The 23,809-nt window shown below is 70.5% G+C and carries 20 protein-coding genes and 1 pseudogene; 16 read left to right on the top strand and 5 right to left on the bottom strand.

Translation table 11 applies throughout. The features are described 5' to 3' along the window. A pseudogene (locus tag ACIGYR_RS33515) lies at nucleotides 1-793 on the bottom strand (Fe-S oxidoreductase); the annotation flags it as partial. Nucleotides 794-993: 200 nt separating this feature from the next. Here ACIGYR_RS33515 and ACIGYR_RS33510 point away from each other — a divergent pair. The 5 genes from ACIGYR_RS33510 to ACIGYR_RS33490 all read left to right on the top strand — a co-directional run bounded on the left by ACIGYR_RS33510 (nucleotide 994) and on the right by ACIGYR_RS33490 (nucleotide 6,269). Beyond that, entirely contained in the window at nucleotides 994-2,019 is a 1,026-nt protein-coding gene (locus tag ACIGYR_RS33510; RefSeq protein WP_399606386.1) for an MraY family glycosyltransferase, read from the top strand. A 94-nt stretch (nucleotides 2,020-2,113) separates the two neighbouring features. Next, nucleotides 2,114-3,961: a molecular chaperone DnaK gene (dnaK, locus tag ACIGYR_RS33505; protein ID WP_391847596.1), complete on the top strand. Its 1,848-nt coding sequence runs from the start codon at nucleotides 2,114-2,116 to the stop codon at nucleotides 3,959-3,961. Further along, nucleotides 3,958-4,605, top strand: coding sequence for a nucleotide exchange factor GrpE (gene grpE / locus ACIGYR_RS33500; protein WP_391847597.1), 648 nt, complete (start codon nucleotides 3,958-3,960; stop codon nucleotides 4,603-4,605). Before dnaK ends, grpE begins: the two co-directional genes overlap by 4 nt. A 33-nt stretch (nucleotides 4,606-4,638) precedes the next feature. Continuing rightward, nucleotides 4,639-5,814, top strand: a complete 1,176-nt coding sequence (gene dnaJ / locus ACIGYR_RS33495; RefSeq protein ID WP_391847598.1) for a molecular chaperone DnaJ — start codon at nucleotides 4,639-4,641, stop codon at nucleotides 5,812-5,814. Between the two features lie 5 nt (nucleotides 5,815-5,819). Then, nucleotides 5,820-6,269: a heat shock protein transcriptional repressor HspR gene (locus tag ACIGYR_RS33490; RefSeq protein WP_399606391.1), complete on the top strand. Its 450-nt coding sequence runs from the start codon at nucleotides 5,820-5,822 to the stop codon at nucleotides 6,267-6,269. 88 nt (nucleotides 6,270-6,357) lie between these two features. Here the strand turns inward: ACIGYR_RS33490 and ACIGYR_RS33485 are convergent, their stop codons facing one another. Then, complete coding sequence (locus tag ACIGYR_RS33485; RefSeq protein WP_399606393.1) at nucleotides 6,358-7,134, bottom strand: hypothetical protein; 777 nt, start codon at nucleotides 7,132-7,134, stop codon at nucleotides 6,358-6,360. A 295-nt stretch (nucleotides 7,135-7,429) separates the two neighbouring features. Here ACIGYR_RS33485 and ACIGYR_RS33480 point away from each other — a divergent pair, with 295 nt between their 5' ends. Both ACIGYR_RS33480 and ACIGYR_RS33475 read left to right on the top strand, forming a co-directional pair. Beyond that, nucleotides 7,430-8,536, top strand: coding sequence for a sugar ABC transporter substrate-binding protein (locus tag ACIGYR_RS33480; RefSeq protein WP_399606396.1), 1,107 nt, complete (start codon nucleotides 7,430-7,432; stop codon nucleotides 8,534-8,536). Nucleotides 8,537-8,828: 292 nt separating this feature from the next. After that, nucleotides 8,829-9,872, top strand: a complete 1,044-nt coding sequence (locus ACIGYR_RS33475) for a LuxR C-terminal-related transcriptional regulator (protein WP_399606397.1) — start codon at nucleotides 8,829-8,831, stop codon at nucleotides 9,870-9,872. Between the two features lie 230 nt (nucleotides 9,873-10,102). Here the strand turns inward: ACIGYR_RS33475 and ACIGYR_RS33470 are convergent, their stop codons facing one another. After that, complete coding sequence (locus ACIGYR_RS33470; protein WP_391847603.1) at nucleotides 10,103-11,047, bottom strand: helix-turn-helix transcriptional regulator; 945 nt, start codon at nucleotides 11,045-11,047, stop codon at nucleotides 10,103-10,105. 377 nt (nucleotides 11,048-11,424) lie between these two features. Here ACIGYR_RS33470 and ACIGYR_RS33465 point away from each other — a divergent pair, with 377 nt between their 5' ends. Further along, nucleotides 11,425-11,760 (top strand): hypothetical protein, encoded by a 336-nt coding sequence (locus ACIGYR_RS33465; RefSeq protein WP_391847604.1) that lies wholly within the window; start codon nucleotides 11,425-11,427, stop codon nucleotides 11,758-11,760. 139 nt (nucleotides 11,761-11,899) lie between these two features. Here ACIGYR_RS33465 and ACIGYR_RS33460 read toward each other — a convergent pair whose 3' ends face one another. Then, the gene (locus ACIGYR_RS33460) at nucleotides 11,900-12,313 is read right to left on the bottom strand and encodes a pyridoxamine 5'-phosphate oxidase family protein (protein ID WP_391847605.1); all 414 of its coding nucleotides are present in this window, start codon (nucleotides 12,311-12,313) and stop codon (nucleotides 11,900-11,902) included. A gap of 113 nt (nucleotides 12,314-12,426) precedes the next feature. Between ACIGYR_RS33460 and clpB the strand changes: the two genes are divergently transcribed. Beyond that, entirely contained in the window at nucleotides 12,427-15,024 is a 2,598-nt protein-coding gene (clpB, locus tag ACIGYR_RS33455) for an ATP-dependent chaperone ClpB (RefSeq protein ID WP_399606402.1), read from the top strand. A gap of 265 nt (nucleotides 15,025-15,289) precedes the next feature. Further along, entirely contained in the window at nucleotides 15,290-15,820 is a 531-nt protein-coding gene (locus ACIGYR_RS33450) for a YbjN domain-containing protein (RefSeq protein ID WP_391847607.1), read from the top strand. A 147-nt stretch (nucleotides 15,821-15,967) separates the two neighbouring features. Here ACIGYR_RS33450 and ACIGYR_RS33445 read toward each other — a convergent pair whose 3' ends face one another. Next, on the bottom strand, nucleotides 15,968-17,152 hold the full coding sequence (locus tag ACIGYR_RS33445; protein ID WP_399606405.1) for a pyridoxal phosphate-dependent aminotransferase: 1,185 nt from the start codon (nucleotides 17,150-17,152) through the stop codon (nucleotides 15,968-15,970). A gap of 834 nt (nucleotides 17,153-17,986) precedes the next feature. Here ACIGYR_RS33445 and ACIGYR_RS33440 point away from each other — a divergent pair. The 6 genes from ACIGYR_RS33440 to fbaA all read left to right on the top strand — a co-directional run bounded on the left by ACIGYR_RS33440 (nucleotide 17,987) and on the right by fbaA (nucleotide 23,788). Further along, entirely contained in the window at nucleotides 17,987-18,511 is a 525-nt protein-coding gene (locus tag ACIGYR_RS33440) for a DUF2617 family protein (protein ID WP_399606407.1), read from the top strand. A gap of 98 nt (nucleotides 18,512-18,609) precedes the next feature. Next, nucleotides 18,610-20,244, top strand: a complete 1,635-nt coding sequence (locus tag ACIGYR_RS33435; RefSeq protein ID WP_399606409.1) for a polyamine aminopropyltransferase — start codon at nucleotides 18,610-18,612, stop codon at nucleotides 20,242-20,244. Between the two features lie 59 nt (nucleotides 20,245-20,303). Further along, nucleotides 20,304-21,179: an SRPBCC family protein gene (locus tag ACIGYR_RS33430; protein WP_399606411.1), complete on the top strand. Its 876-nt coding sequence runs from the start codon at nucleotides 20,304-20,306 to the stop codon at nucleotides 21,177-21,179. A 95-nt stretch (nucleotides 21,180-21,274) separates the two neighbouring features. Beyond that, entirely contained in the window at nucleotides 21,275-22,063 is a 789-nt protein-coding gene (locus ACIGYR_RS33425; protein ID WP_391847612.1) for an aldose 1-epimerase, read from the top strand. Between the two features lie 10 nt (nucleotides 22,064-22,073). Beyond that, nucleotides 22,074-22,622 carry an orotate phosphoribosyltransferase gene (pyrE, locus tag ACIGYR_RS33420; RefSeq protein ID WP_391847613.1) on the top strand — a complete coding sequence of 183 codons (549 nt, stop codon included), beginning with the start codon at nucleotides 22,074-22,076 and terminating at the stop codon, nucleotides 22,620-22,622. Nucleotides 22,623-22,765: 143 nt separating this feature from the next. Next, nucleotides 22,766-23,788 carry a class II fructose-bisphosphate aldolase gene (fbaA, locus tag ACIGYR_RS33415; protein ID WP_391847614.1) on the top strand — a complete coding sequence of 341 codons (1,023 nt, stop codon included), beginning with the start codon at nucleotides 22,766-22,768 and terminating at the stop codon, nucleotides 23,786-23,788. Nucleotides 23,789-23,809 lie beyond the last annotated feature (21 nt).

The following is a 23,809-nucleotide window of genomic DNA, read 5'->3' as shown; positions in this document are numbered from 1 at the left end:
TCGGCAGCAGGGGGCCGAGGGCGGTGGAACCGTCCGCGTTGCGCTTGAACCAGATGTTCGGGAAACCCAGGAAACGGTGCCAGGCCACACCCATGTCGGTCTTCAGGGCGACCGTGATCATCCAGATGAAGGACGTGGCGATCTTCAGGCCGGCGAAGAAGTAGGTGAGGTTCTGGAGCGTGGAGAGGTCCATGTCCCGGAACCAGGCGACGACCGGGTACGAGACGAAGAACGACGCCTCGTAGCCGTCGACGTGGTGCTGGGCGCCTTCGAGGGCGTGCAGCGTGAAGATGCAGACGCCGACGATGAGGATGACGGCCTCGACGAAGTACGCCTGGCCGAAGTTGGAGCCGGCGAAGCGGGACTTGCGGCCCGGCTTGTTCGGCTTGCTCAGCTGGCGGATGACGATCAGGGTGAGGATGCCGAGCGTCGTCATCGTGCCGAGGAACTCGACGAAGACGTTGTACGGTGCCCAGTCGCCGATGATCGGCAGGAGCCAGTCCGCCTGGAACAGCTGCCCGAGGGCGTTGACGATCGTCAGCAGCAGGGAGTAGAAGCCCACCGCGACGAACCAGTGCGCCACACCGACGACGCCCCAGCGGTTCATCCGGGTGTGACCGAGGAACTCCCTGGCCACCGTGATGGTGCGCTGTGTGGGATCGTCGGTCCGCGTACCGGCCGGCACCGGCTGGCCCAGCCGCATGAAGTTGTAGATCTGCAGGAGGGCGCGGCCGAACAGTGCCACGCCGACCACGATCAGGACCAGCGACGCGATGATCGCGGCGAGTTGCATTGGGGCTCCTGAGGCGGCCTCGGTCTGGACGAGCTGTATGGAGTGACGGACGTTACTAAGCGGTAACTTAGGCAGTCTGTTCGAGACTACCCCCATCTTCCGCCGGGATGCAGCAGAGCGTGGGGTGATATGGGTCGCCGCTAGGCAATCAGATCGTGTTATTCGTACCGAATTGCTACTTTCGCCCCTACCTTAGAGCCGTGCTCTACGGGATTGCCGCCGCCACCGCCGCCCTCCTCCTCGCCGCCGTTCTCGCGGCGGCGTTCCGGGCGCCCGCCCTGCGGGCCGGGATCCTCGACCGGCGCCGGCAACGCCCCCTCCCGCTCCTCGGCGGCCTCGCCGTCGTGGCCGTCACCTGTCTGGTCGCCGGAGTGGGGGAATGGAGCCGGGTCGCCCCGCTCGGGGACGGGGTCGGGGAGCTGCTGACGGCCGCCGCCGGGGTCGCCGGACTGGGCCTGGTGGCCGACGTGTGGCGGCTTCGCGCGCGCGTGCTCGTCGCCGGCACGGTCGTGGCGGCGGTCTGGGTGGTGCCGTACGACGAGACGGGCCTGCCGGGCGGGGTGCTGGCCGTCGGCTGGATCGTCCTCGCCTCCCTCGCCTTCAAGGGGCTCGACCACGCCGACGGGCTCGCCGGGACGGTCGGGGTGGTCACCGCGTTCGGCGTGGGTGCCTGTGCCGCCGCCGAGGTGATGGACGGGCTGGCCGTGCTGCTGAGCGTGGTCGCCGCCGCCCTCACCGGTTTCCTGATGCACAACTGGCATCCGGCGCGGGTCGGCCTCGGCGCGTGCGGCTCGCTGTTCACCGGGTTCGTGCTGTCCTCCGCCGTCGTCTTCACGCGCGCGGGGTACGAGCTCGGGCCGAGCGTGGCGGTGGTGTTCTGCCTCAGTGCCGTCGCCGTGGCCGACGCCCTGCTCGTGGTCCTCGCCCGGGGGGTGGCCCGGCGTCCGCTGCTCCGGCGCGGCCCCGACCATCTCGCGCACCGGCTGCGGCGGCTCGGGCTCACCTCGCAGGGGGCGGTCGTGCTGCTGGGGGCCGCTTCCTTTTCCTCGGTGCTGGTGGGGGTACTGGTGCACGCGGGGTGGACGGGGGAGGGTGCCGCGCTCTGGGTGGCCGGCGGTGTGGTCGTCGCGGTGGGGGTGCTCGTACTCCTTCGGGGTCCTGCTCAGCGGCCCCGGCCCACGGAATCGACGCAGGTCAGCGGGCGGTTGCGTGTAAGGAACGGATAAGAGTTGAGTCCGGCTGGCTCAGGTCTGTTGACCCGTCCGCTCTCGTCGGGCACACTTGAGCCTGTTCCACTCAAGTCAGCTGGAGGAATCAACCATGGCACGTGCGGTCGGCATCGACCTGGGCACGACTAACTCCGTCGTCAGCGTTCTGGAGGGCGGCGAGCCCACCGTCATCACCAACGCCGAGGGCGCCAGGACCACGCCGTCCGTCGTCGCCTTCGCCAAGAACGGTGAGGTGCTCGTCGGCGAGGTCGCGAAGCGCCAGGCGGTCACGAACGTCGACAGGACCATCCGGTCGGTCAAGCGCCACATGGGCACCGACTGGAAGATCAACCTGGACGGCAAGGACTTCAACCCGCAGCAGATCTCCGCGTTCATCCTTCAGAAGCTGAAGCGGGACGCCGAGGCATACCTGGGTGAGAAGGTGACCGACGCGGTCATCACCGTCCCGGCCTACTTCAACGACTCCGAGCGTCAGGCGACCAAGGAGGCCGGCGAGATCGCGGGCCTGAACGTCCTGCGCATCGTCAACGAGCCCACCGCCGCCGCGCTGGCGTACGGCCTCGACAAGGACGACCAGACGATCCTCGTCTTCGACCTCGGTGGCGGCACCTTCGACGTGTCCCTCCTGGAGATCGGCGACGGCGTCGTCGAGGTGAAGGCCACCAACGGCGACAACCACCTCGGTGGTGACGACTGGGACCAGCGCGTCGTCGACTACCTGGTCAAGCAGTTCCAGTCCGGTCACGGCGTGGACCTGTCCAAGGACAAGATGGCCCTCCAGCGCCTGCGCGAGGCCGCCGAGAAGGCCAAGATCGAGCTGTCCTCCTCCACGGAGACCTCGATCAACCTGCCCTACATCACCGCGTCCGCCGAGGGCCCGCTGCACCTGGACGAGAAGCTCACCCGGGCTCAGTTCCAGCAGCTGACGGCCGACCTGCTGGAGCGCTGCAAGACGCCGTTCCACAACGTCATCAAGGACGCCGGTATCGCCCTCAGCGAGATCGACCACGTCGTCCTCGTCGGCGGCTCCACCCGCATGCCCGCCGTCGCCGAGCTCGTCAAGGAGCTGACCGGCGGCAACGAGGCCAACAAGGGCGTCAACCCGGACGAGGTCGTCGCCATCGGCGCCGCGCTCCAGGCCGGTGTCCTCAAGGGTGAGGTCAAGGACGTCCTGCTGCTCGACGTCACCCCGCTGTCCCTCGGTATCGAGACCAAGGGCGGCATCATGACCAAGCTGATCGAGCGCAACACCACGATCCCGACCAAGCGGTCCGAGATCTTCACGACGGCCGAGGACAACCAGCCGTCGGTGCAGATCCAGGTCTACCAGGGCGAGCGCGAGATCGCGGCGTACAACAAGAAGCTCGGTATGTTCGAGCTGACCGGTCTGCCGCCGGCCCCGCGTGGCGTCCCGCAGATCGAGGTCGCCTTCGACATCGACGCCAACGGCATCATGCACGTGACCGCCAAGGACCTGGGCACGGGCAAGGAGCAGAAGATGACCGTCACCGGCGGCTCCTCGCTGCCGAAGGACGAGGTCGACCGGATGCGCCAGGAGGCCGAGAAGTACGCGGAGGAGGACCACGCCCGCCGCGAGGCCGCCGAGACCCGCAACCAGGGCGAGCAGCTCGTCTACCAGACCGAGAAGTTCCTCAAGGACAACGAGGACAAGGTCCCCGGCGAGATCAAGACCGAGGTCGAGGCCGCGGTCGGCGAGCTGAAGGAAGCCCTCAAGGGCGAGGACACCGCCGAGATCCGCACCGCCACCGAGAAGGTCGCCGCCGTCTCGCAGAAGCTGGGCCAGGCCATGTACGCCGACGCCCAGGGCGCGCAGGCCGCGGGCGGTGCCGGTGACGCCGGTGCCGGCGAGGCCAAGGCCGACGACGACGTCGTCGACGCCGAGATCGTGGACGACGAGCGCAAGGACGGTGCCGCGTGACGGAGGAGACCCCGGGCTTCGAGGAGAAGCCCGACGTCCCCTCCGGCGCCACCTCCGACGACGCCGAGCCGAAGGCCGCCTCCTCCGAGGAGGCGGCGGCCCCGGCCGGGGACGCGAACGAAAGTGCCGGGCTGGTCGCCCAGCTGGACCAGGTGCGCACGGCGCTCGGTGAGCGCACGGCGGACCTCCAGCGCCTCCAGGCCGAGTACCAGAACTACCGCCGCCGCGTCGAGCGGGACCGGGTAGCGGTCCGGGAGATCGCCATCGCGAACCTCCTGACCGAACTCCTCCCCACGCTCGACGACATCGGCCGCGCACGGGAACACGGCGAACTGGTCGGCGGCTTCAAGTCGGTGGCCGAGTCGCTGGAGACGGTCGCGGCCAAGATGGGCCTGCAGCAGTTCGGCAAGGAGGGCGAGCCCTTCGACCCGACCATCCACGAGGCCCTGATGCACAGTTACGCGCCGGACGTCACCGAGACGACCTGCGTGGCGATCCTTCAGCCCGGGTATCGAATCGGCGAGCGCACCATCCGCCCCGCGCGGGTGGCCGTCGCCGAGCCGCAGCCCGGTGCGCAGGCGGTCAAGGCCGAGGAGGACTCCGAGGCCGGCGACGAGAAGGACAACGGCCCTGAGGAGGGCTGACGTAGACACGGAGCGGAAGGAGGGGCGTCGAGGATGAGCACCAAGGACTTCATCGAGAAGGACTACTACAAGGTCCTCGGCGTCCCCAAGGACGCCACCGAGGCCGAGATCAAGAAGGCGTACCGGAAACTCGCCCGCGAGTTCCACCCGGACGCCAACAAGGGCAACGTCAAGGCCGAGGAGCGCTTCAAGGAGATCTCCGAGGCCAACGACATCCTCGGCGACCCCAAGAAGCGCAAGGAGTACGACGAGGCGCGCGCGCTGTTCGGCAACGGCGGCTTCCGCCCCGGACCGGGCGCGGCCGGCGGCTCCTTCAACTTCGACCTGGGCGACCTCTTCGGAGGAGCCGGCGGCGGTGCCCAGGGCGGCGGCTTCGGCGGCGGCCTCGGTGACGTCTTCGGGGGCCTGTTCAACCGCGGCGGCGCCACGGGCCCGCGTACCCAGCCCCGGCGCGGCCAGGACATCGAGTCCGAGGTCACGCTGAGCTTCACGGAGGCCATCGAGGGCGCCACGGTGCCCCTCAGGATGTCCTCCCAGGCGCCCTGCAAGGCATGTTCGGGCACCGGCGACAAGAACGGCACGCCACGCGTGTGCCCGACCTGCGTCGGCACCGGACAGGTCGCGCGGGGCTCCGGCGGCGGTTTCTCGCTCACCGACCCCTGCCCCGACTGCAAGGGCCGCGGTCTGATCGCCGAGCAGCCCTGCCCGGACTGCAAGGGCAGCGGGCGCGCCAAGTCGTCGCGGACCATGCAGGTCCGCATCCCCGCGGGGGTGACCGACGGCCAGCGCATCCGGCTGCGTGGCAAGGGCGCGCCCGGCGAGCGGGGCGGCCCGGCGGGAGACCTGTACGTGGTCGTCCACGTCGGGGAGCACCCGGTGTTCGGGCGCAAGGACGACAACCTCACCGTCACCGTGCCGGTGACGTTCGCCGAGGCGGCCCTCGGCGGCGAGGTGCGGGTGCCGACCCTCGGCGGCCCGGCCGTCACCCTCAAGCTGCCGCCCGGTACCCCGAACGGCCGTACGATGCGGGCGCGGGGCAAGGGCGCGGTCCGCAAGGACGGCACCCGCGGCGATCTGCTGGTCACCGTCGAGGTGCGTGTTCCCGCGGACCTGTCGGGGAAGGCTCGTGACGCGCTGGAGGCGTATCGCGAGGCGACCGCGGGCGAGGACCCGCGGGCGGAGCTGTTCGAGGCCGCGAAGGGAGCCTGAGAGTGATGGACGGCCGTCGGCGTAATCCGTATGAACTGACCGAGGAGACCCCGGTCTACGTCATCTCGGTGGCTGCCCAGCTCTCCGGACTCCACCCGCAGACGCTGCGCCAGTACGACCGCCTGGGCCTGGTCTCCCCGGACCGCACCGCGGGCCGGGGCCGCCGCTACTCGGCCCGTGACATCGAACTGCTCCGCCAGGTGCAGCAGTTGTCGCAGGACGAGGGCATCAACCTGGCCGGCATCAAGCGAATCATCGAACTGGAGAACCAGGTCGCCGCGCTCCAGTCCCGGGTCGCGGAGATGGAGGCGGCCCTGGACGGCGCCGCGGCGGCGATCCGGCAGCGCGAGGCCGCGGTGCACGCCTCCTACCGGCGCGACCTGGTCCCGTACCAGGAGGTCCAGCAGACCAGCGCGCTGGTGGTGTGGCGGCCCAAGCGGCAGCAGCAGGACTGACGCGCACCCGCGCGCATGCCGCAGGGGTGACGCGCACCCGCGTATGCCAGGGGCCGGGAGACGGAGAGTCTTCCGGCCCCTTGGTGTGTCACGGCGCGGTGACCGCCCAGTCGCCCGCGGGCAGCGTCTCGCTGCCGTCCGCCTTCACACCGGTCACCCAGTAGTAGGACGTCGTGCCACGCCCGGCACCGGTGTCCAGGTACTCGAAGGCTCCGGCGTCCAGCTCGGCGATCTTCTCGTACGCGGAGGCGGCCGGGTTCCACCGGTAGAGGCGGAAGCCCTGGGCCGGCTCCGCGGACTCCCCGTCGCCCGCGCCGAGTCCGGTCCAGGTCAGCCGGTTCCCCTCGGTCCCCGCCGCGGGGGTCGCCTCCAGTGCGAGCGGCGAACCCTCCGGTGTGGCCACGGCCGGCGTCATGTCCAGCTCGGTCGCGGTCACGGCTTCGGCGGGGCCGTTCCACCTGATCGCGGAGTTCCCCTCTTCGTCGACGGCGTCGACGAAGAAGCAGACGTGGCCGCCGTCGGGGAGCGTGGTGTAGGCGTAGGAGGTCTGCGAGGGGGAGACGTACTCCGTGGCGGTGCCGTAGCAGACCTGCTCGTCCTCGTCGCCGACCAGCTCGCCCCGGTGGACCGTGTAGTACCGCAGGCCCGTGGCCGGGGCGCCGGTACCCCACTGCTCGCTGACCGCGCTGTCGCAGTCCGTCCTCTTCGGTGTGCCCGAGAAAGAGGTGTTCGCGAAGAACTCCCGCTTATAGACGGGTGAGGCGCAGTTCGCGGCGGCGGAAGCGGGCGGGGCGACCACGCTCAGCAGGGCGCCGGAGGCGGCGAGCACGACGGCCGTGGCGGTCGTACGTCTGGCTGGGTTCATTCGTTCCCCTGATCGAGTCGGAGTGCGGCTCGGGGCCGCCGGTGATCACGACTCGTGGGGAACCGCGTGGGTTGTACGGATCTTTGCCGACCCGTGAACTCCCTTTGGATGTACAGACCGTAAAGGGCCTTTGAAGGTGGTTTCGCGTGACCTCCACAGATGCAGCTGAGCGTGGTGTTGCGCACTCGTTAAGTGATTCTTCTTGACGCCGGGTGCGGCACCCGCGTTGTCTTTTCAGACACCTGGGTCGTATTGCAGCACCCACGTCCGGAACGCACCTGAAGTGAGCCCTCGAATGCGTCGTATCGCCATATCCGTGGCCGTGTCCACGATGACCCTCTCGCTCGCCGGCTGCGGCGTGCTGAACGCGACGGGGGACGGCGCGAGCGCGAGCCCGACCAAGGGCAACGACGTCACCGTGGGCCTGTTGCTGCCCGAGAAGGCGAACTCCCGCTACGACAAGTTCGACTACCCCATCATCAAGCGCAAGGTGGCCGAACTCACCAAGAAGCAGGGCAAGGTCGAGTACGCCAACGCCGACGCGAGCGCCGCCCGGCAGGCCGAGCAGCTGCAGAACATGATCGACAGCAAGGTCGACGTCATCCTGCTCGACGCGGTGGACGCGCGCGCCGTCGCCGACGGGGTGCAGAAGGCCAAGGACGCGGGCATTCCGGTCATCGCCTACGACCGTCTCGCCGAGGGGCCGATCGACGCCTACATCTCCTTCGACAACGAACTCGTCGGGGAGGTGCAGGGCCGCACCCTGCTGGACGCCCTCGGGCCGGGCGTCGACACCTCCGACAAGATCGTCATGGTGAACGGCTCGCCCACCGACCCGAACGCCAAGCAGTTCAAGGAGGGCGCGCTCTCCGAACTGAACGGCAAGGTGACGATCGCCAAGAGCTACGACACCACGGGCTGGAAGCCGGAGAACGCCGAGGCCCACATGGCCGAGGCGATCGCGGAGATCGGCAAGAGCAACATCGCCGGCGTCTACTCCGCCAACGACGGCATGGCCGGCGGCATCATCAAGGCCCTGAAGGCGGCCGGCGTCACCCAGCTGCCCCCGATCACCGGCCAGGACGCCGAACTGGACGCGGTGCAGCGGGTCGTGGACGGCGAGCAGTACATGAGCGTCTACAAGTCCTACCCGGACGAGGCCGAGGCCGCCGCGCAGATGGCCGTCACCAAGATCCAGGGCAAGGACATCCAGTTCGACGCCCTCACCCAGGACCGGGTGGACAGCCCCACCCTCAAGGACATCCCGTCCAAGCTGGTCCAGGTGAGCGCGCTCACCAAGAACACCGTCAAGGACACGGTCGTCGCCGACGGCATCTACTCGGTCGACGACATCTGCACCGCCAAGTACAAGGCGGCCTGCGCGGCGATCGGTCTCAAGTAGGCACGGCACCGCGCCCCCTGGCGTGATCACACGGCCCGGGCCGGGGCGGGGGAACCCCGGCCGGGGCCGCTCCGGGTGCCGGTGGCACCCGGGGAAGTGACACCGGCGGTGCCGAGGCGACATCGGCACCACCACCTTCAGCTTGGTGCAATGCGCGGGGCGGAGCCTTGCGAAACCCGGGCACAGCGGTGCCTTTCGGGTGCCCTCGTCGAGAGAGCCGTGTTGCGGACCCGGTCGGCGCCGCGCATAGTTGCGCTGCGGAAGTGGCAGCACACCGGGGGTGGAATGGGCGATGGCCGGGCGCGGGGCGGAGGAGCATCCTCACGGTGCCGACCGGCTGTGTGCGGCCGGGGACCGGGTGTACTCCCGTGCCGTGCGCCGGGGACGAGTGCCGCGCAGGGACGCCGAGCTCGTGCCCTGCCTGCTGGAACTGGCCCTGCTGCACCCGGACCCCGATGACATGGACTGGCTGGTCCCGACCTCCCCGCAGGAGGTCATGACCCGGCTGCTGCGTGGGGTCCACGACGAGGTCAGCGCCAGTCAGCGTCGGGTGGACTCGGCGGTGGCCGCCTTCGAGTGGTACGCGGGCCTGGGCCGGCAGCTGAACGCGCTGGCGGCACCGGCGGAGGGCAGCGCCATCCGGGTCCTGGACGGGCTCTCCCGCATCCAGGCCGCGATGGACGAGGCGACCGAGGCGTGCACCACCGAGGTGCTCACCGTGCAGCCCGGCGGCATCCGCCGGGAGGCCGAGCTGACCGAGGGCCTGCACCGGGCCCTCGCGCTGCGCGGCCGGGGCGTACGCATGCGCGACCTGTACACGCATGTGGCCCGGCACGGACAGGGACTCCTGAACTACCTGGAGCTGATGGGCGACACGGTGGAGGCCCGCACCCTGGACGAGGTCATCGACCGGCTCATCCTCTTCGACCGCACGGTGGCCTTCATCCCCGCGAACACCGACCGCACGATGGCCCTGGAGCTGCGCCACCCGGCGCTGGTCGAATACCTGGTGACCGTCTTCGAACGCCTCTGGCGTCTCGCCATCCCGCTGACGGCACCCCTCCCCGACACGGGCATCGAAGGCATCTCGCACCGCGAGCAGTCCATCGCCGCGCTGCTGGCCGAGGGCCACCAGGACGCGGTGATCGCCGAACGGCTGGGCATCAGCGTGCGCACCTGCCGGGCACACATCGCCCGCCTGTCGGAGACGCTGGGCGCGGCCAGCCGGACCCAACTGGGCGTTCGCATCGCCCAGGTCGGCCTGGACGGCCACCGCCCGTCCCTGCCGGGCACCGCGCTCACCGGCCCGGATCAAGAACCCCCGAGCGCCCGATGAGACAACCGGGCTGCGCCCGGCTCACTGCCGGCAGTGGCGGCGAGCTCGGGGATGTGCAGCCGCGCGGTACGGACGTTCATCTGAGTCGATGAGACGAGGCGCGTCGATCGTGTCGGCGGCGGGTACCTGCCCTTCCCGCGGCGCACGTTCGCAGAGTTCGCGTCCGGCCGCGCACAGGTCCTCGACGCGGTGTGCCAGATGTGTCCGTCCGTCCTCATCCGCTCGTCGCGTCACTGGTCCCGGTCCAGGATGCCGGACTGGGCGATGAGGTAGCCGAGCTGAGCGCGGCTCCCGCTGCCGAGGGCCTGGGCGAGCTTGGCGATGTGAGCACGGCAGGTGCGGACGTTCATACCGAGGCGCCGGGCTATGGCCTCGTCCACGTGGCCCTCGACCAGGAGCTTGGCGATGGAGTGCTGGATCTCGGTGATGCCGTCCGGAGCGGTCTCGTACGGGGCACCGGTGCTCAGCGGGACCGCGCGGGCCCACATGAACTCGAACACCTTGATCAGGTATCGCACCAGGCCGGGGTGTCGGAGCTCGAGAGCGACCTGGCGGTCGTCGCGGACGGGTATGAAGGCGACGGTCTCGTCACAGATGATGAGCCGCTCCACCAGTTCGTCAATGGTGCGGTACTCCACCTTGCCGACCGAGAACTGAGCGACGTACCCGATGGTCTCGGGGCTGTAGCGGGCCGTGTGCTGGTACAGGGTCCTGATGCGCACGCCACGTTCGAGCAGCGGGCGGTCGCGCTCCAGTCCCTGGAGGAGGGTGTGTTCCAGACGGCGGCTGGTCGGCTGCACGGTGAGCACCTCGGACCGGCATTCGGCCGTGGCCACGTCGAGTGCCGCGTTGATACGGTCCAGGCCCTCCAGCACCGAGATGGCGTGCGTGGCCGTGGTGTCCTGGGCGCTGAGCGTCATGAACGGTTCGAAGGCTTCGGTCAGTTCGATCGACAGCCGTCTGCGTTCGGAGATCTCCCGCTCGATCGGGTTGAGCCGCTGGGCGAGGGCGACCGAGGGAGGGGTGGGGCGCAGCCAGTTCGCGTCGTCGGGGTCCGGCTGGAGCAGGGCGAACTCCATGAGGCAGGGAGCGGCTTCCGCCTCGGCACGGGCTACCCGCCCCATGCGTAGTGCCTTGGCGTAGACGCCGCTACCCTCCTCGCAAAGTTCGGTCATCACATGGGGATGTGACACTTTGGCCTGATTTGACGTCAAATCTCCACCCCCCAGGGTCCTGAACGTGCAGGAACATGATGCACCGATCGTGTGGCCATGACGTGCCCAAATGAGACATCGTCTTGTTCGACGGGGGAAGAGGGGACCTTCAAGTGAGGACGAAGCCGAAAATGCGCAACAGATTGCTTCGGTCGACGCTTGCCGTCACCTTCTCCACCGTTGTGGCCATTGGCGCGCTGAGTGGCCTCTCCGGTGCGAAGCGTGACGCCGCGGGCGACACCACCTGGGGAGTGGCTCCGCGGGTGGTCGCTGTGAGTGCAGACAGCACCGGATCGGCTCATTCCGATGGTGCGGATGACACCACTTGGGGCTGACTGATGACTACTCCACCCGACGACCGCTCCTTCCGTCGCGAAATGGCCACCGCGTACCGCTCCGGCTGGCACTTCATCGACCTGGTCACCGCCATCCCCCACAGCGGTGACTCGCTGATGGTGACCGTGTTCGGTGAGCCGGTCGTCGTCACGCGGGACGAGGACGGCGACGTGCGGGCGTACCGCTGCCTGCGCAAGCCGCGTGGCGCGCCGCAGCCGGTGCGATGCGCCATCCGGTACGGAATGATCTTTGTGAACCTTGACCAGCGGGACCATCGGCTGTGCGAGCCGACGGAGTCCGACCTGACGACCATCTCGGCCACCCCCCGCAGTGCCTGACGCGATTCCCCCGTCGTAACACATCGCTCAGGTGCTTCCCCCCGCAGCGGCGTCACCGTGACCTGAACACGGTGACGCCGCTGCAGTTTTGCGGGGACATCTCCCGGCATGGGCGCGCTGCCACGGTGGCTGGAACTCTTCACCCATGCCCCAGCGCCCGTTCGACCTCGATCTCGATCACCACGCGTGCCGGATTCGGCCGGGGCGTCCGTTCGTAGCGCTCGGCGTAGCGCCGCTCCGCCTCCGCCACCCGCTCCGGCTCCGCCCGTACCCTCGCCCGCCCCTCCAGCGTCGCCCAGCGCCGGCCGTCCACCTGGCACACCGCGACCCGGGCGCCCTCGGCGCCGGCCGCGCGCACATGCCCGGCCTTCGCGCTCGTTCCGCTGGTGATCACCCGGGCCAGCCGGGCCTCGGCGTCGTACGTCACCCCCACCGGCACCACGTGCGGGCTGCCGTCGGGACGCAGGGTCGTCAGCGTGCACAGATGCCGTTCGCGCCAGAAGGCGAGGTACGGCTCGTCGGGGGAAAACGGGTCCACGGAGTGCCTCGTCATGCGCGCAACCTAGCCCGGAAGCACTCCCGCCCGAACCTTGAGCGGAATGGACTCAACTTTGTGTACGCTGGTTTAGTCAGCAGTGGAAGCGGTCGAGGAGGAGAACGGACAACGTGGACGCCGAGCTGACCAACAGGAGCCGGGACGCGATCAACGCGGCGAGCAGTCGTGCCGTGACCGAGGGGCACCCGGACCTCACCCCTGCTCACCTGCTGCTGGCTCTGCTCCAGGGGCAGGACAACGAGAACATCACCGATCTGCTCGCCGCCGTCGACGCCGACCAGGCGGCCGTGCGCGCGGGCACCGAGCGGATCCTGGCCTCGCTGCCCAGCGTGACCGGGTCCACCGTGGCGCCCCCGCAGCCCAACCGTGAGCTGCTGGCCGTGATCGCGGACGCCGGCGAGCGCGCGAAGGACCTCGGTGATGAGTACCTGTCCACCGAGCACCTGCTGATCGGTGTCGCCGCGAAGGGCGGCGCGACCGGTGACCTGCTCAAGGGGCAGGGCGCCGAGGCGAAGAAGCTGCTGGAGGCCTTCAGGAAGGCCAGGGGAGGACGCCGCGTGACCACCGCCGACCCCGAGGGCCAGTACAAGGCCCTGGAGAAGTTCGGCACCGACTTCACCGCCGCCGCCCGCGAGGGCCGGCTGGATCCGGTCATCGGACGGGACCAGGAGATCCGGCGGGTCGTGCAGGTGCTGAGCCGCCGTACCAAGAACAACCCCGTGCTCATCGGTGAGCCCGGCGTCGGCAAGACCGCCGTCGTGGAGGGGCTGGCCCAGCGGATCGTCAAGGGGGACGTGCCCGAGTCGCTGAAGGACAAGCGGCTCGTCGCGCTCGACCTCGGCGCGATGGTCGCCGGTGCCAAGTACCGCGGTGAGTTCGAGGAGCGGCTGAAGGCCGTCCTCGCCGAGATCAAGGGCTCCGACGGGCAGATCATCACCTTCATCGACGAGCTGCACACCGTGGTGGGCGCGGGCGCCGGTGGTGATTCCGCCATGGACGCCGGGAACATGCTCAAGCCCATGCTCGCCCGCGGTGAGCTGCGCATGGTCGGCGCCACCACCCTGGACGAGTACCGGGAGCGGATCGAGAAGGACCCGGCCCTGGAGCGCCGCTTCCAGCAGGTGCTGGTCGCCGAGCCGAGCGTCGAGGACACCATCGCCATCCTGCGCGGCCTGAAGGGGCGGTACGAGGCGCACCACAAGGTGCAGATCGCCGACAGCGCGCTGGTGGCCGCCGCCACTCTCTCCGACCGGTACATCACCTCCCGCTTCCTGCCCGACAAGGCCATCGACCTGGTCGACGAGGCGGCCTCCCGGCTGCGCATGGAGATCGACTCGTCCCCGGTCGAGATCGACGAACTCCAGCGTGCGGTCGACCGGCTGAAGATGGAGGAGCTGGCGATCGCCAAGGAGACCGATCCGGCCTCCCGCGAACGCCTGGAGAAGCTGCGCCGCGACCTCGCCGACAAGGAGGAGGAACTGCGTGGCCTGACCGCCCGCTGGGAGAAGGAGAAGCAGTCCCTGAACCGGGTCGGCGAGCTGAAGGAACGGCTGGACGACCTGCGCGGGCAGGCCGAACGCGCCCAGCGCGACGGTGATTTCGACACCGCGGCCAAGCTGCTCTACGGCGAGATCCCGCAGCTGGAGAAGGAGCTGGAGGCCGCCTCCGAGGCCGAGGAGGAGGCCGCCAGCGACACCATGGTCAAGGAGGAGGTCGGCTCCGACGACATCGCCGACGTCGTCGCCGCCTGGACCGGCATCCCGGCCGGCCGCCTGATGGAGGGCGAGACGCAGAAGCTGCTGCGGATGGAGGACGAGATCGGCCGGCGGCTCATCGGGCAGGGCGAGGCCGTGCGGGCCGTCAGCGATGCCGTACGGCGGTCACGGGCCGGGATCGCCGACCCCGACCGGCCCACCGGATCCTTCCTCTTCCTCGGCCCGACCGGTGTCGGCAAGACGGAACTCGCCAAGGCGCTCGCCGACTTCCTGTTCGACGACGAGCGGGCCATGGTCCGCATCGACATGTCGGAGTACGGCGAGAAGCACAGTGTGGCCCGGCTGGTCGGCGCGCCTCCCGGCTACATCGGTTACGAGGAGGGCGGCCAGCTGACCGAGGCGGTGCGGCGCCGCCCGTACAGCGTCGTCCTGCTGGACGAGGTGGAGAAGGCGCATCCCGAGGTCTTCGACATCCTGCTCCAGGTGCTGGACGACGGCCGCCTGACGGACGGTCAGGGCCGCACGGTCGACTTCCGCAACACCATCCTGGTGCTCACCTCCAACCTGGGCAGCCAGTTCCTGGTCGACCCGATCACCAGCGAGACGGAGAAGAAGGAACAGGTGCTGGAGGCCGTCCGGTCCTCCTTCAAGCCGGAGTTCCTCAACCGGCTCGACGACCTGGTGGTGTTCTCCGCGCTGACCAAGCCCGAGCTGGAGCGGATCGCGCAGCTCCAGATCGACCGCCTGGGCAGGCGCCTGGCCGAGCGCCGGCTCTCCCTGGAGATCACTCCCGAGGCGCTGGCCTGGCTGGCGGAGGAAGGCCTGGACCCGGCGTACGGCGCCCGGCCGCTGCGCCGCCTCGTCCAGACCGCCATCGGCGACCGGCTCGCCAAGGAGATCCTGTCCGGCGAGATCAAGGACGGCGACACGGTCCGGGTGGACCGCTCCGGCGAGGGCCTGCTGGTCGGCCCGGCGACCGGAAAGACACTGTGACGCCCGGCCGGGAAGACACTGTGACGCCCGGTCGGGAAGAGGCTGTGACGCTCAGCCAGGGAGACGCTGCCCTGCTCAGGTGGTGAACGCCGGGATCCGTACGAGAGCTGTCCTGGGCCCCGCCCGGTGCCGTGGTCGCGGTCCTGGCCGCGACCACGGCCGGCCAGGTCAGATCAGGTCTTGACCGACAGGGCCACGCCGGGGCTTGCCACCCCCCTCCCCGCATGGGGGAGGATGGCGACATCCGCATGAAGGGAAAAACACGGTGAGCATCGACCCGTCCTCGATTCCGAATTTCGGGGGCCAGCCCGAACCGCAGCCTCAAGGACCGGCGGGCCCCGTCCTTCCGGATCAGGACCTGGTGAAGCAGCTTCTCGACCAGATGGAGCTGAAGTACGTCGTCGACGAGGAGGGTGACCTCGCCGCGCCGTGGGAGCAGTTCCGCACCTACTTCATGTTCCGCGGTGAGGAGGAGCAGGCGATCTTCTCGGTGCGGACGTTCTACGACCGCCCCCACAAGATCGACGAGAAGCCGCAGCTGCTGGAGTCCCTCGACGACTGGAACCGCCGCACCCTGTGGCCCAAGGTGTACACCCACACCCACGACGACGGCACCGTCCGCCTGATCGGCGAGGCCCAGATGCTGATCGGCACGGGCGTCGACATCAACCACTTCGTCTCCTCCACGGTCAGCTGGGTGCGGGCCGCGATCGAGTTCGACAAGTGGCTGGTCGAGCAGCTCGGCCTGGAGGAGGAGGTCACCGACTCCGAGGAGCCCGAGGGCGACGCCGAGTAGGCGATCCTGGCCGGTCCGGGGGCGGCGAGCCCCCGGACCGTTCCCACGTCTGCTGCTCCCACGGGTGGGGCTTCCGCGCCTGCTGCTCCCACGGGTGCGGCTGCCGCGTGTGGTGGCCCACGGGTGCCGCTCCCACGTGTGCGGTTCTCACATGCCCCGCAGCCGCTCCGCGGCCTGGCGGAGCACCTCTTCCCGCTTGCAGAAGGCGAACCGCACGAACGGCGCCCCCGCCTCCCGGTCGTCGTAGAAGACCGCGTTGGGGATGGCCACCACACCCGCCCGCTCGGGCAGGGCGCGGCAGAAGGCGAAGCCGTCCTTCTCCCCCAGAGGGCGGATGTCGGTGGTGATGAAGTACGTGCCGGCCGGCCGGAACACCTCGAAGCCCGCCGCCGTCAGCCCCTCCGCCAGGATGTCCCGGCGGTCTTGCATGCTCCGGCGGAACTCCTCGAAGTAGGAGTCGGGCAGGGCGAGGGCCTCGGCCACCGCGTACTGGAACGGGCCCGAGGAGACGTACGTCAGGAACTGCTTCACCGCGCGGACCGCGCCGACCAGCTCCGGCGACCCGGTCACCCAGCCCACCTTCCAGCCCGTGAACGAGTACGTCTTCCCCGCTGAACCGATGCTCACCGTGCGCTCGCGCATCCCCGGGAACGAGGCCAGCGGCAGGTGCTCGGCGCCGTCGAAGACGAGGTGCTCGTAGACCTCGTCGGTCACCACCAGCAGATCCCGCTCCACCGCCAGCTCGGCGATCGCGGCCAGCTCCGGGCGGGTGAGGACCGTACCGGTCGGATTGTGCGGAGTGTTGATCAGCAGCAGCCGGGTGCGGTCCGTGACCGCCCCGCGCAGCTCGTCCAGGTCCAGGCGGAAGCTTCCCTCGTGCGGCCTGAGGGTCACCGGGACCCGCCTGCCGCCCGCCATCGCGATGCTCGCCGCGTACGAGTCGTAGTACGGCTCCAGCGCCACCACCTCGTCCCCCGGCTCGACCAGGGCCAGCAGGGAGGCCGCGATCGCCTCCGTCGCGCCCGCCGTGACCAGCACCTCGGTGTCGGGGTCGTAGGCCAGGCCGTAGCGGCGCCGCTGGTGCGCGGCGATCGCGGTGCGCAGCTCGGGGATGCCGGGGCCCGGCGGGTACTGGTTGCCGCGGCCGTCGCGCAGCGCCCGGACGGCGGCCTCCCGGATCTCCTCGGGGCCGTCGGTGTCGGGGAAGCCCTGGCCCAGATTGATCGCCCCGGTCGCCACGGCGAGCGCCGACATCTCGGCGAAGATCGTCGTCCCGAACGCGGCGAGCCGGCGGTTGAGGTGGGGTCGTGCGCTGGAGGTCATGCCGGTCATCCTGCGCTCAAGCTCTGGAGTTCCTCAACTCTGCTTTGCGCGCCGTACCGGCCGGGCATCCCCCCGGCACCGCGCGAGACGCGGTGACAGGCGAGGCGCCCACGGGGGGCCGCTTCGGGGGAACGGAAGGAGGGTGACGCCATGAGCGACAGCGCGATCGAAGGCATCATCCTGGCCCTGGCCGTAGTTGTGATCATCGCGGCGAGCCAGGCCCGCCGGAACCGGCGGTCCAGGGTGTCGCTCGGCAAGAGGGGCGGGCGAAGGGGGACGTACCGCCGGTCGTCGTCCTCGTCGTCCTCGTCCTACGCGAGCGACGCGGGTGCGAGCAGCTGGTGGGTCGGCGGCGGTGACTCCGGCTCGTCGGGGGGACACGGCGGGCACCACGGGGGACACTCCTGCGGCGGCTCCTCGTCCTGCGGTGGCTCCTCGTCGTGCGGTGGGGGATCGTCGTGCGGCGGGGGTTCTTCGTGCGGCGGCGGGGGCGGATGCGGCGGAGGCAGCTGACACGGGGCAGCTGAGCTTCCGGAACAGGGGGAACCGCATCCGGGCCGCACAGAGGCGAGCGCCCGCCGGGCAGGACATCCGGCGGGCGCTCGCCGCGTCGCGTCCCGCTCCCGGCGCACGCCATGGTTGAACAGTTGAACTGTGGGGCCCTCTGAGGGATGGAAACCGCACGAAGTTGGGTAAAAACGCTGTGGTGTCGCCACTGTTCGTGATTCCCTCTAAACCGCCAACGCAGCCCCTCGGACGTCCCCACTGACTCGCCACCCCGGCCGGGCCGGCTGGGCTGACATGGCCGAACTCCCCCTCATCGCGTGTTAGCGGAGCCGATCCATGCTCACGACCCTGAACACCTCCTACAGCGATACGCGCGCTGCCGACCTCGCCTGGGCCCTGGGACGCGAACCGCTGCCCGCCCTGGCCACCCTCGATCTCGAGCTCATGGGCTCGAAGCTCCAGCTGCGACTGCTGGGCGCCTCCCATCAGGTGCTCCTGGACGAGGAGCGGGGCCGCTGTTCGGAGACGGTCGCGTGCATCCCCGGCTCCAGTACGCCGCTGCCGCTGGGTGTCGCCAAACGGGTCGGCGACTGGGAGTACGAGTTCGCCGCCCGCGTGGAGGTGCTCACCCCCGGATCGTTCGCCGGCCGCGCCCAGGAGTTGCTGGCCCTCGTCTCCGACCATCCGCACGGCCTCGCCGGCGTCTTCCCCGGCAGCCCGCACGCCTTCACCGCGATGCTGGCCCAGCGGCACGAGGGGCAGGTGCACTGGCGGACCTGGCACGCCTACCCGCAGGACGGGCAGTTGGTGGCCACCCGGACCCGGGTCGGGGTGCGGGTGAAGATGGCCCAGCCCGGCTGATCACTGTGCGGCGGCTCAAACCCGCCAGGCGTCAACCGCCCTCAGTTCCACACGTGTGGGTGACGAAGCGTCGCGTGTGTGTGACGTAACGTCGCAGCGTGATCGAACCGCACGCCCCCGCGCCCCCGGGCGCCCCGCCCGCCTGGACAGGCCCCGCACGGCTGCCCGTCCGGCCCGGCACCGGGCGGTTCCTGGTCCTCGTGTGCGTCTTCGTCTGCGCGGCCTGCGGACTCGTGTACGAACTGGAACTCGTCGCGTTCGCCTCGTACTTGATCGGCGACTCGGTCACCCAGGCGTCCGTGGTGCTGTCCGTGATGGTGTTCGCGATGGGCATCGGCTCCCTCGGCGCCAAGCGGCTGCGCTGGCACGCCGCGGCCGGCTTCGGCGCGGTCGAGTCGGTCCTCGCGCTGGTCGGCGGATGCAGTGCGATGGCGCTGTACGCCGTGTTCGCCTGGACCGCCGGCTGGGGCGGGATGTGGGCCGACGGGCCGCGCTGCCTCCTGGTCGCGTTCTCCCTCGCCATCGGCCTGCTCATCGGCGCCGAGGTGCCCCTGCTGATGGAGCTGATCCAGCGCATCCGCCGACAGGACGCGGGCGGCGCGGTGGCCGACCTGTTCGCCGCGGACTACGTGGGCGCCCTGGTCGGCGGCCTCGCCTTTCCCTTCCTCCTCCTGCCGTTCCTGGGCCAGTTGACCGGAGCGCTGCTGACCGGGACGGTCAACGTGGTCGCGGGCGGCGCCCTGGTCCTCGGTCTCTTCCGCCGCGACCTCACCCGCCGCGCCCGCTGGACGCTCCTGCTCGCCGGGCTCGTCGTCCTGGGCGTCCTCGGTTCCGCCGCCGCCCTCGCCGACGACTTCGAACGCGCCGCCCGGCACGCCGTGTACGGCAAGGACGTCCGGGTGGCGGTGCGGACCGGCGTCCAGGAGGTCGTGCTGTCCGGCGGCACCCACGGGCGGCCCCTGGACATCTTCCTCGACGGCCGTCTCCGCGTCGGCGGCCGGGACGAACACCGCTACCACGAGGCCCTGGTCGCCCCGGCCCTGACCGGCCCGCACGCGCGCGTCCTGATCCTCGGCGGCGGCGACGGCCTGGCCGCCCGTGAGGTGCTGCGCCACCGCGGGGTGCGCCGCGTCGATGTCGTCGATCTCGACCCGGGCCTGGTCGGCCTCGCCCGCCGGGACCCCGGTCTGGCCGCCGCCAACGGGCACGCCTTCGCCGACCGGCGGGTCCACGTCGACACCGCCGACGCGCTCGCCTGGCTGCGGGCGGCGCGCGGGCCGGCGTACGACGTCGTGATCGCCGACCTCCCCGACCCCGGGATCACCGCCAGTACCAAGCTGTACTCCCAGGAGTTCTACGGTCTGGCCCGCCGGTCGCTGACCGCGGACGGCCGCCTGGTGGTCCACGCCGGCCCCGTCACCACCTGCCCCCGTGCCTTCTGGACCGTCGCCGCGACCCTGCGCACGGCCGGCTTCGCCGTCTCCCCCTACCGGGTGCTCGGCCACGACCCCGGCTTCACGGCCGGTCCCGGCCGCCCGACGGGCGCCTCCCGGGCACCGCACGACTGGGGCTTCCTGCTGGCGGCACCGGGCCGCACCCCGCCGTCCCTGCGGCTCGGCGCCGAGCGCCCGCGCACCCTGACGCAGGCCGGGCTGACGGCGGACGGGCAGGCGGCGCGGCGGACCCGGATCGCCGGGCTGCCGGCGTCGACGCTGGTGCATCCGCGCTACTGAACGCTTGTCGCCTGCACGGCAGGGTGAGTTCCGGTGACGACTGGGTAGGCTCAGCGGACATGGAGCACCAGGTCTTCGTCCCGGTCCCCGCCGAGAGGCTCGGCGCCGCGCTGGCCGACCCCGCACGCGTCGCCCGGGCGGTCCCCGGTCTGCAACAGGACGCCGGTGCCGAACCGATCGCCGGACGGCTGAAGCTGCGCGTCGGCGGACACTCCGTCACCTACCGGGGCACCCTGCGGGTGACGGCCCGGAAGGACGGCACGTACGCCGTGGAGGGCGACGCCACCGAGGCCCGCGGCACCGGCTCGGTCAAGCTCGCGCTGACCCTGCGCCTCGCGGACACCGACGGCGGCTGCACGGTCACGGTCGAGGGCACGGCCGACGCGGACGGCCGCATCACCGAACTGCCGGCGGAGGTGGTGACCTCGGCGGCGACAAGGCTGCTGAACCGGTGCGTGGAGGGCCTGGTGACGGAGCGGGGCGAGCGGCAGCCCGAGCCGGGCGAAGGGGAGCCGGAGTCCGGGGACACCGAGTCGGACGACGAGCAGCCGGAGTCCGCGGGCGCCGAGTCGGGCGAGAAGGCGCCGGGGGCCGGGGGCACCGAGCCCGTCGGCCGCCCTTCCGTCTTCGACACCGACGTCCCCCCGCCCTCCCTGGACGCGGACGCCGACGCCGACGCCGAGTACCCCGACCGGTTCACCGGGGACTTCACCGACACCGGTGAACCGCCCGCCGAGGCCGCGCACGCGCGCCGCACGATGATCGGCCGCAGCGCCGAGGAGGTCGACCACGCCCCGCCGCGTGGCCGCTACGCCCCTGTGCCCGCACCCCAGACGGTGTCGGCGACGTCGGCGCTGCGCTGGGCGGCACCGGCGGCGGCGCTGGCCGTGGCATCGGCGATCGTCGTGAGCAGGGCACTGCGCAGACGCCGCTGAGCGGAGGCACCCCTTCGGGCTGTGGGGAACCGCGCGAGCGACCACGAGGCGTCCGGGGCGGGAGTGCCGGCCGGTCCCCCCAGTACTGTCATCCCGTGAGTAACGAAGACATCACGCTGACAGCAGGCGGCGCGCAGGTGCGCGTCAGCCCCGGCAACGGCGGCCGTATCAGCGGCCTGAAGGTCGACTCCCTGGAACTGCTGAGGCAGGGGGACCGCTTCGGCTGTTTCCCGATGGTGCCCTGGTGCGGCCGGATCCGGGACGGCCGTTTCCTGGACGGCGGCACCGTCCGGCAGATGCCGCTCAACGCCGCGCCGCACGCCATCCACGGCACCGCACGCGACGGCGCCTGGCGCACCGCGCGCGTCTCGGCGAACGAGGCGGTGATCACGCACGAGCTGGCCGACCCCTGGCCGCACCCCGGCCGGGTCACCCAGGTCGTCGCGCTCGCCGAGGACGCCCTGACGCTGACGATGTCCGTGGAGACGTACGACGACTCCTTCCCGGCGCAGCTCGGCTGGCACCCGTGGTTCAACCGCGACCTCGACGGCACGGCCGCACAACTGGAGTTCGAGCCCGCCTGGCAGGAGGAGCGCGGCGACGACCACCTGCCCACCGGGAACCGCATCGACCCGAAGCCGGGCCCCTGGGACGACTGTTTCGGCATGCCCGGCGGCGTCGACGTCACCCTCACCTGGCCCGGACAGCTGGAGCTGAAGGTGACCAGCCGGGAGGAGTGGGTGGTCGTCTACGACGAGCAGGCGGAGGCCGTCTGCGTGGAGCCGCAGACCGGACCGCCCAACGGCCTGAACACCCTCCCGCGCATGGTCACCCCGCTGGAACCGCTGGAGGCCACGACCACCTGGAGCTGGCGGCGGCTCTAAGCTGGCTGCCATGACGGACGTACGCGCTGACCTGCTTCAGCAGATCAAGGACAAGGCCGTGGTGCACGGCAAGGTGACCCTGTCGTCGGGCAAGGAAGCCGACTACTACATCGACCTTCGTCGGATCACGCTGGACGGGACGGCCGCGCCGCTGGTCGGTCAGGTCATGCTCGACCTGACCGCCGAGCTGGACTACGAGGCCGTCGGCGGGCTCACCCTGGGCGCCGACCCGGTGGCCACCGCGATGCTGCACGCCTCCCACGCCCGCGGGAAGACGCTGGACGCCTTCGTGGTGCGCAAGGCGGGCAAGGCGCACGGCCTGCAGCGCCGCATCGAGGGTGCCGAGGTCAAGGGCCGCAGGGTGCTGGCCGTCGAGGACACCTCCACCACCGGGGGCTCCGTGCTGACCGCCGTGGAGGCGCTGCGCGAGGCCGGCGCCGAGGTCGTGGCGGTCGCCACGATCGTGGACCGGGCGACGGGCGCGGCCGAGGCGATCGCCGAGCAGGCGAACGTTCCTTACGTCTTCGCCTTCTCGAAGGATGAACTGGGTCTGGACTGACGCGCGCCTTTGACCTGGACTTGACCGGGACGCCGAGCATGGCGTCAGGTCTGGAAAGATGGGGCCGACGACGACGTCGAACCCCCAGGTCTAGGTCAGGGCCGTAACGCAGAACGCCAACCCGCAACTCAAGGAGCGGACAGATGCCCATCGCAACCCCCGAGGTCTACAACGAGATGCTCGACCGGGCGAAGGCAGGCAAGTTCGCCTACCCGGCCATCAACGTCACGTCCTCGCAGACCCTGAACGCGGCCCTGCGCGGTTTCGCGGAGGCGGAGAGCGACGGCATCGTCCAGATCTCGACGGGTGGTGCCGAGTTCCTCGGCGGCCAGTACAGCAAGGACATGGTGACCGGCGCGGTCGCGCTCGCCGAGTTCGCGCACATCATCGCCGAGAAGTACCCGGTCAACATCGCGCTGCACACGGACCACTGCCCCAAGGACAAGCTCGACGGGTACGTACGTCCGCTGCTCGCGCTCTCCAAGAAGCGCGTCGAGGCCGGCCTCGGCCCGCTGTTCCAGTCGCACATGTGGGACGGCTCGGCCGAGACCCTCGCGGACAACCTGGAGATCGCGCAGGAGCTGCTGGAGCAGGCCCGCGCCGCGAAGATCATCCTCGAGGTCGAGATCACCCCGACCGGCGGCGAGGAGGACGGCGTCTCGCACGAGATCAACGACTCCCTCTACACCACGGTCGAGGACGCGATCCGCACCGCCGAGGCCCTCGGCCTGGGCGAGAAGGGCCGCTATCTGCTGGCCGCCTCCTTCGGCAACGTGCACGGCGTGTACAAGCCGGGCAACGTCGTGCTCCGTCCCGAGCTGCTGAAGGAGCTGAACGAGGGCGTCGCCGCCCGGTTCGGCAAGGAGTCCCCGTTCGACTTCGTCTTCCACGGCGGCTCCGGCTCCACCGAGCAGGAGATCCAGACCGCGCTGGAGAACGGCGTCGTGAAGATGAACCTCGACACCGACACCCAGTACGCCTTCACCCGTCCGGTCGCCGGTCACATGTTCGCGAACTACGACGGCGTCCTGAAGATCGACGGCGAGGTCGGCAACAAGAAGGCATACGACCCGCGGACCTGGGGCAAGCTGGCCGAGGCGAGCATGGCCGCGCGTGTCGTCGAGGCCACGCAGCACCTGCGCTCGGCGGGCAACAAGATCAAGTAAGCGGGACCCCTCGGTGGGCCC

This window comes from Streptomyces sp. NPDC053076, assembly GCF_044546845.1.
GTDB lineage: Bacteria > Actinomycetota > Actinomycetes > Streptomycetales > Streptomycetaceae > Streptomyces.
Note: the sequence above shows the minus strand (reverse complement) of the source record. Positions and strands in the feature narration are given on the sequence as shown.

Coding starts and splice junctions, on each gene's coding strand:
- pyrE (WP_391847613.1), top strand. CDS start 22,074: ATGACGGACGTACGCGCTGACCTGCTTCAGCAGATCAAGGACAAGGCC.
- dnaJ (WP_391847598.1), top strand. CDS start 4,639: ATGAGCACCAAGGACTTCATCGAGAAGGACTACTACAAGGTCCTCGGC.
- ACIGYR_RS33490 (WP_399606391.1), top strand. CDS start 5,820: ATGGACGGCCGTCGGCGTAATCCGTATGAACTGACCGAGGAGACCCCG.
- ACIGYR_RS33440 (WP_399606407.1), top strand. CDS start 17,987: ATGCTCACGACCCTGAACACCTCCTACAGCGATACGCGCGCTGCCGAC.
- ACIGYR_RS33485 (WP_399606393.1), bottom strand. CDS start 7,134: ATGAACCCAGCCAGACGTACGACCGCCACGGCCGTCGTGCTCGCCGCC.
- ACIGYR_RS33475 (WP_399606397.1), top strand. CDS start 8,829: ATGGCCGGGCGCGGGGCGGAGGAGCATCCTCACGGTGCCGACCGGCTG.
- fbaA (WP_391847614.1), top strand. CDS start 22,766: ATGCCCATCGCAACCCCCGAGGTCTACAACGAGATGCTCGACCGGGCG.
- ACIGYR_RS33430 (WP_399606411.1), top strand. CDS start 20,304: ATGGAGCACCAGGTCTTCGTCCCGGTCCCCGCCGAGAGGCTCGGCGCC.
- dnaK (WP_391847596.1), top strand. CDS start 2,114: ATGGCACGTGCGGTCGGCATCGACCTGGGCACGACTAACTCCGTCGTC.
- ACIGYR_RS33465 (WP_391847604.1), top strand. CDS start 11,425: ATGACTACTCCACCCGACGACCGCTCCTTCCGTCGCGAAATGGCCACC.
- ACIGYR_RS33445 (WP_399606405.1), bottom strand. CDS start 17,152: ATGACCGGCATGACCTCCAGCGCACGACCCCACCTCAACCGCCGGCTC.
- ACIGYR_RS33460 (WP_391847605.1), bottom strand. CDS start 12,313: ATGACGAGGCACTCCGTGGACCCGTTTTCCCCCGACGAGCCGTACCTC.
- ACIGYR_RS33480 (WP_399606396.1), top strand. CDS start 7,430: ATGCGTCGTATCGCCATATCCGTGGCCGTGTCCACGATGACCCTCTCG.
- ACIGYR_RS33470 (WP_391847603.1), bottom strand. CDS start 11,047: ATGACCGAACTTTGCGAGGAGGGTAGCGGCGTCTACGCCAAGGCACTA.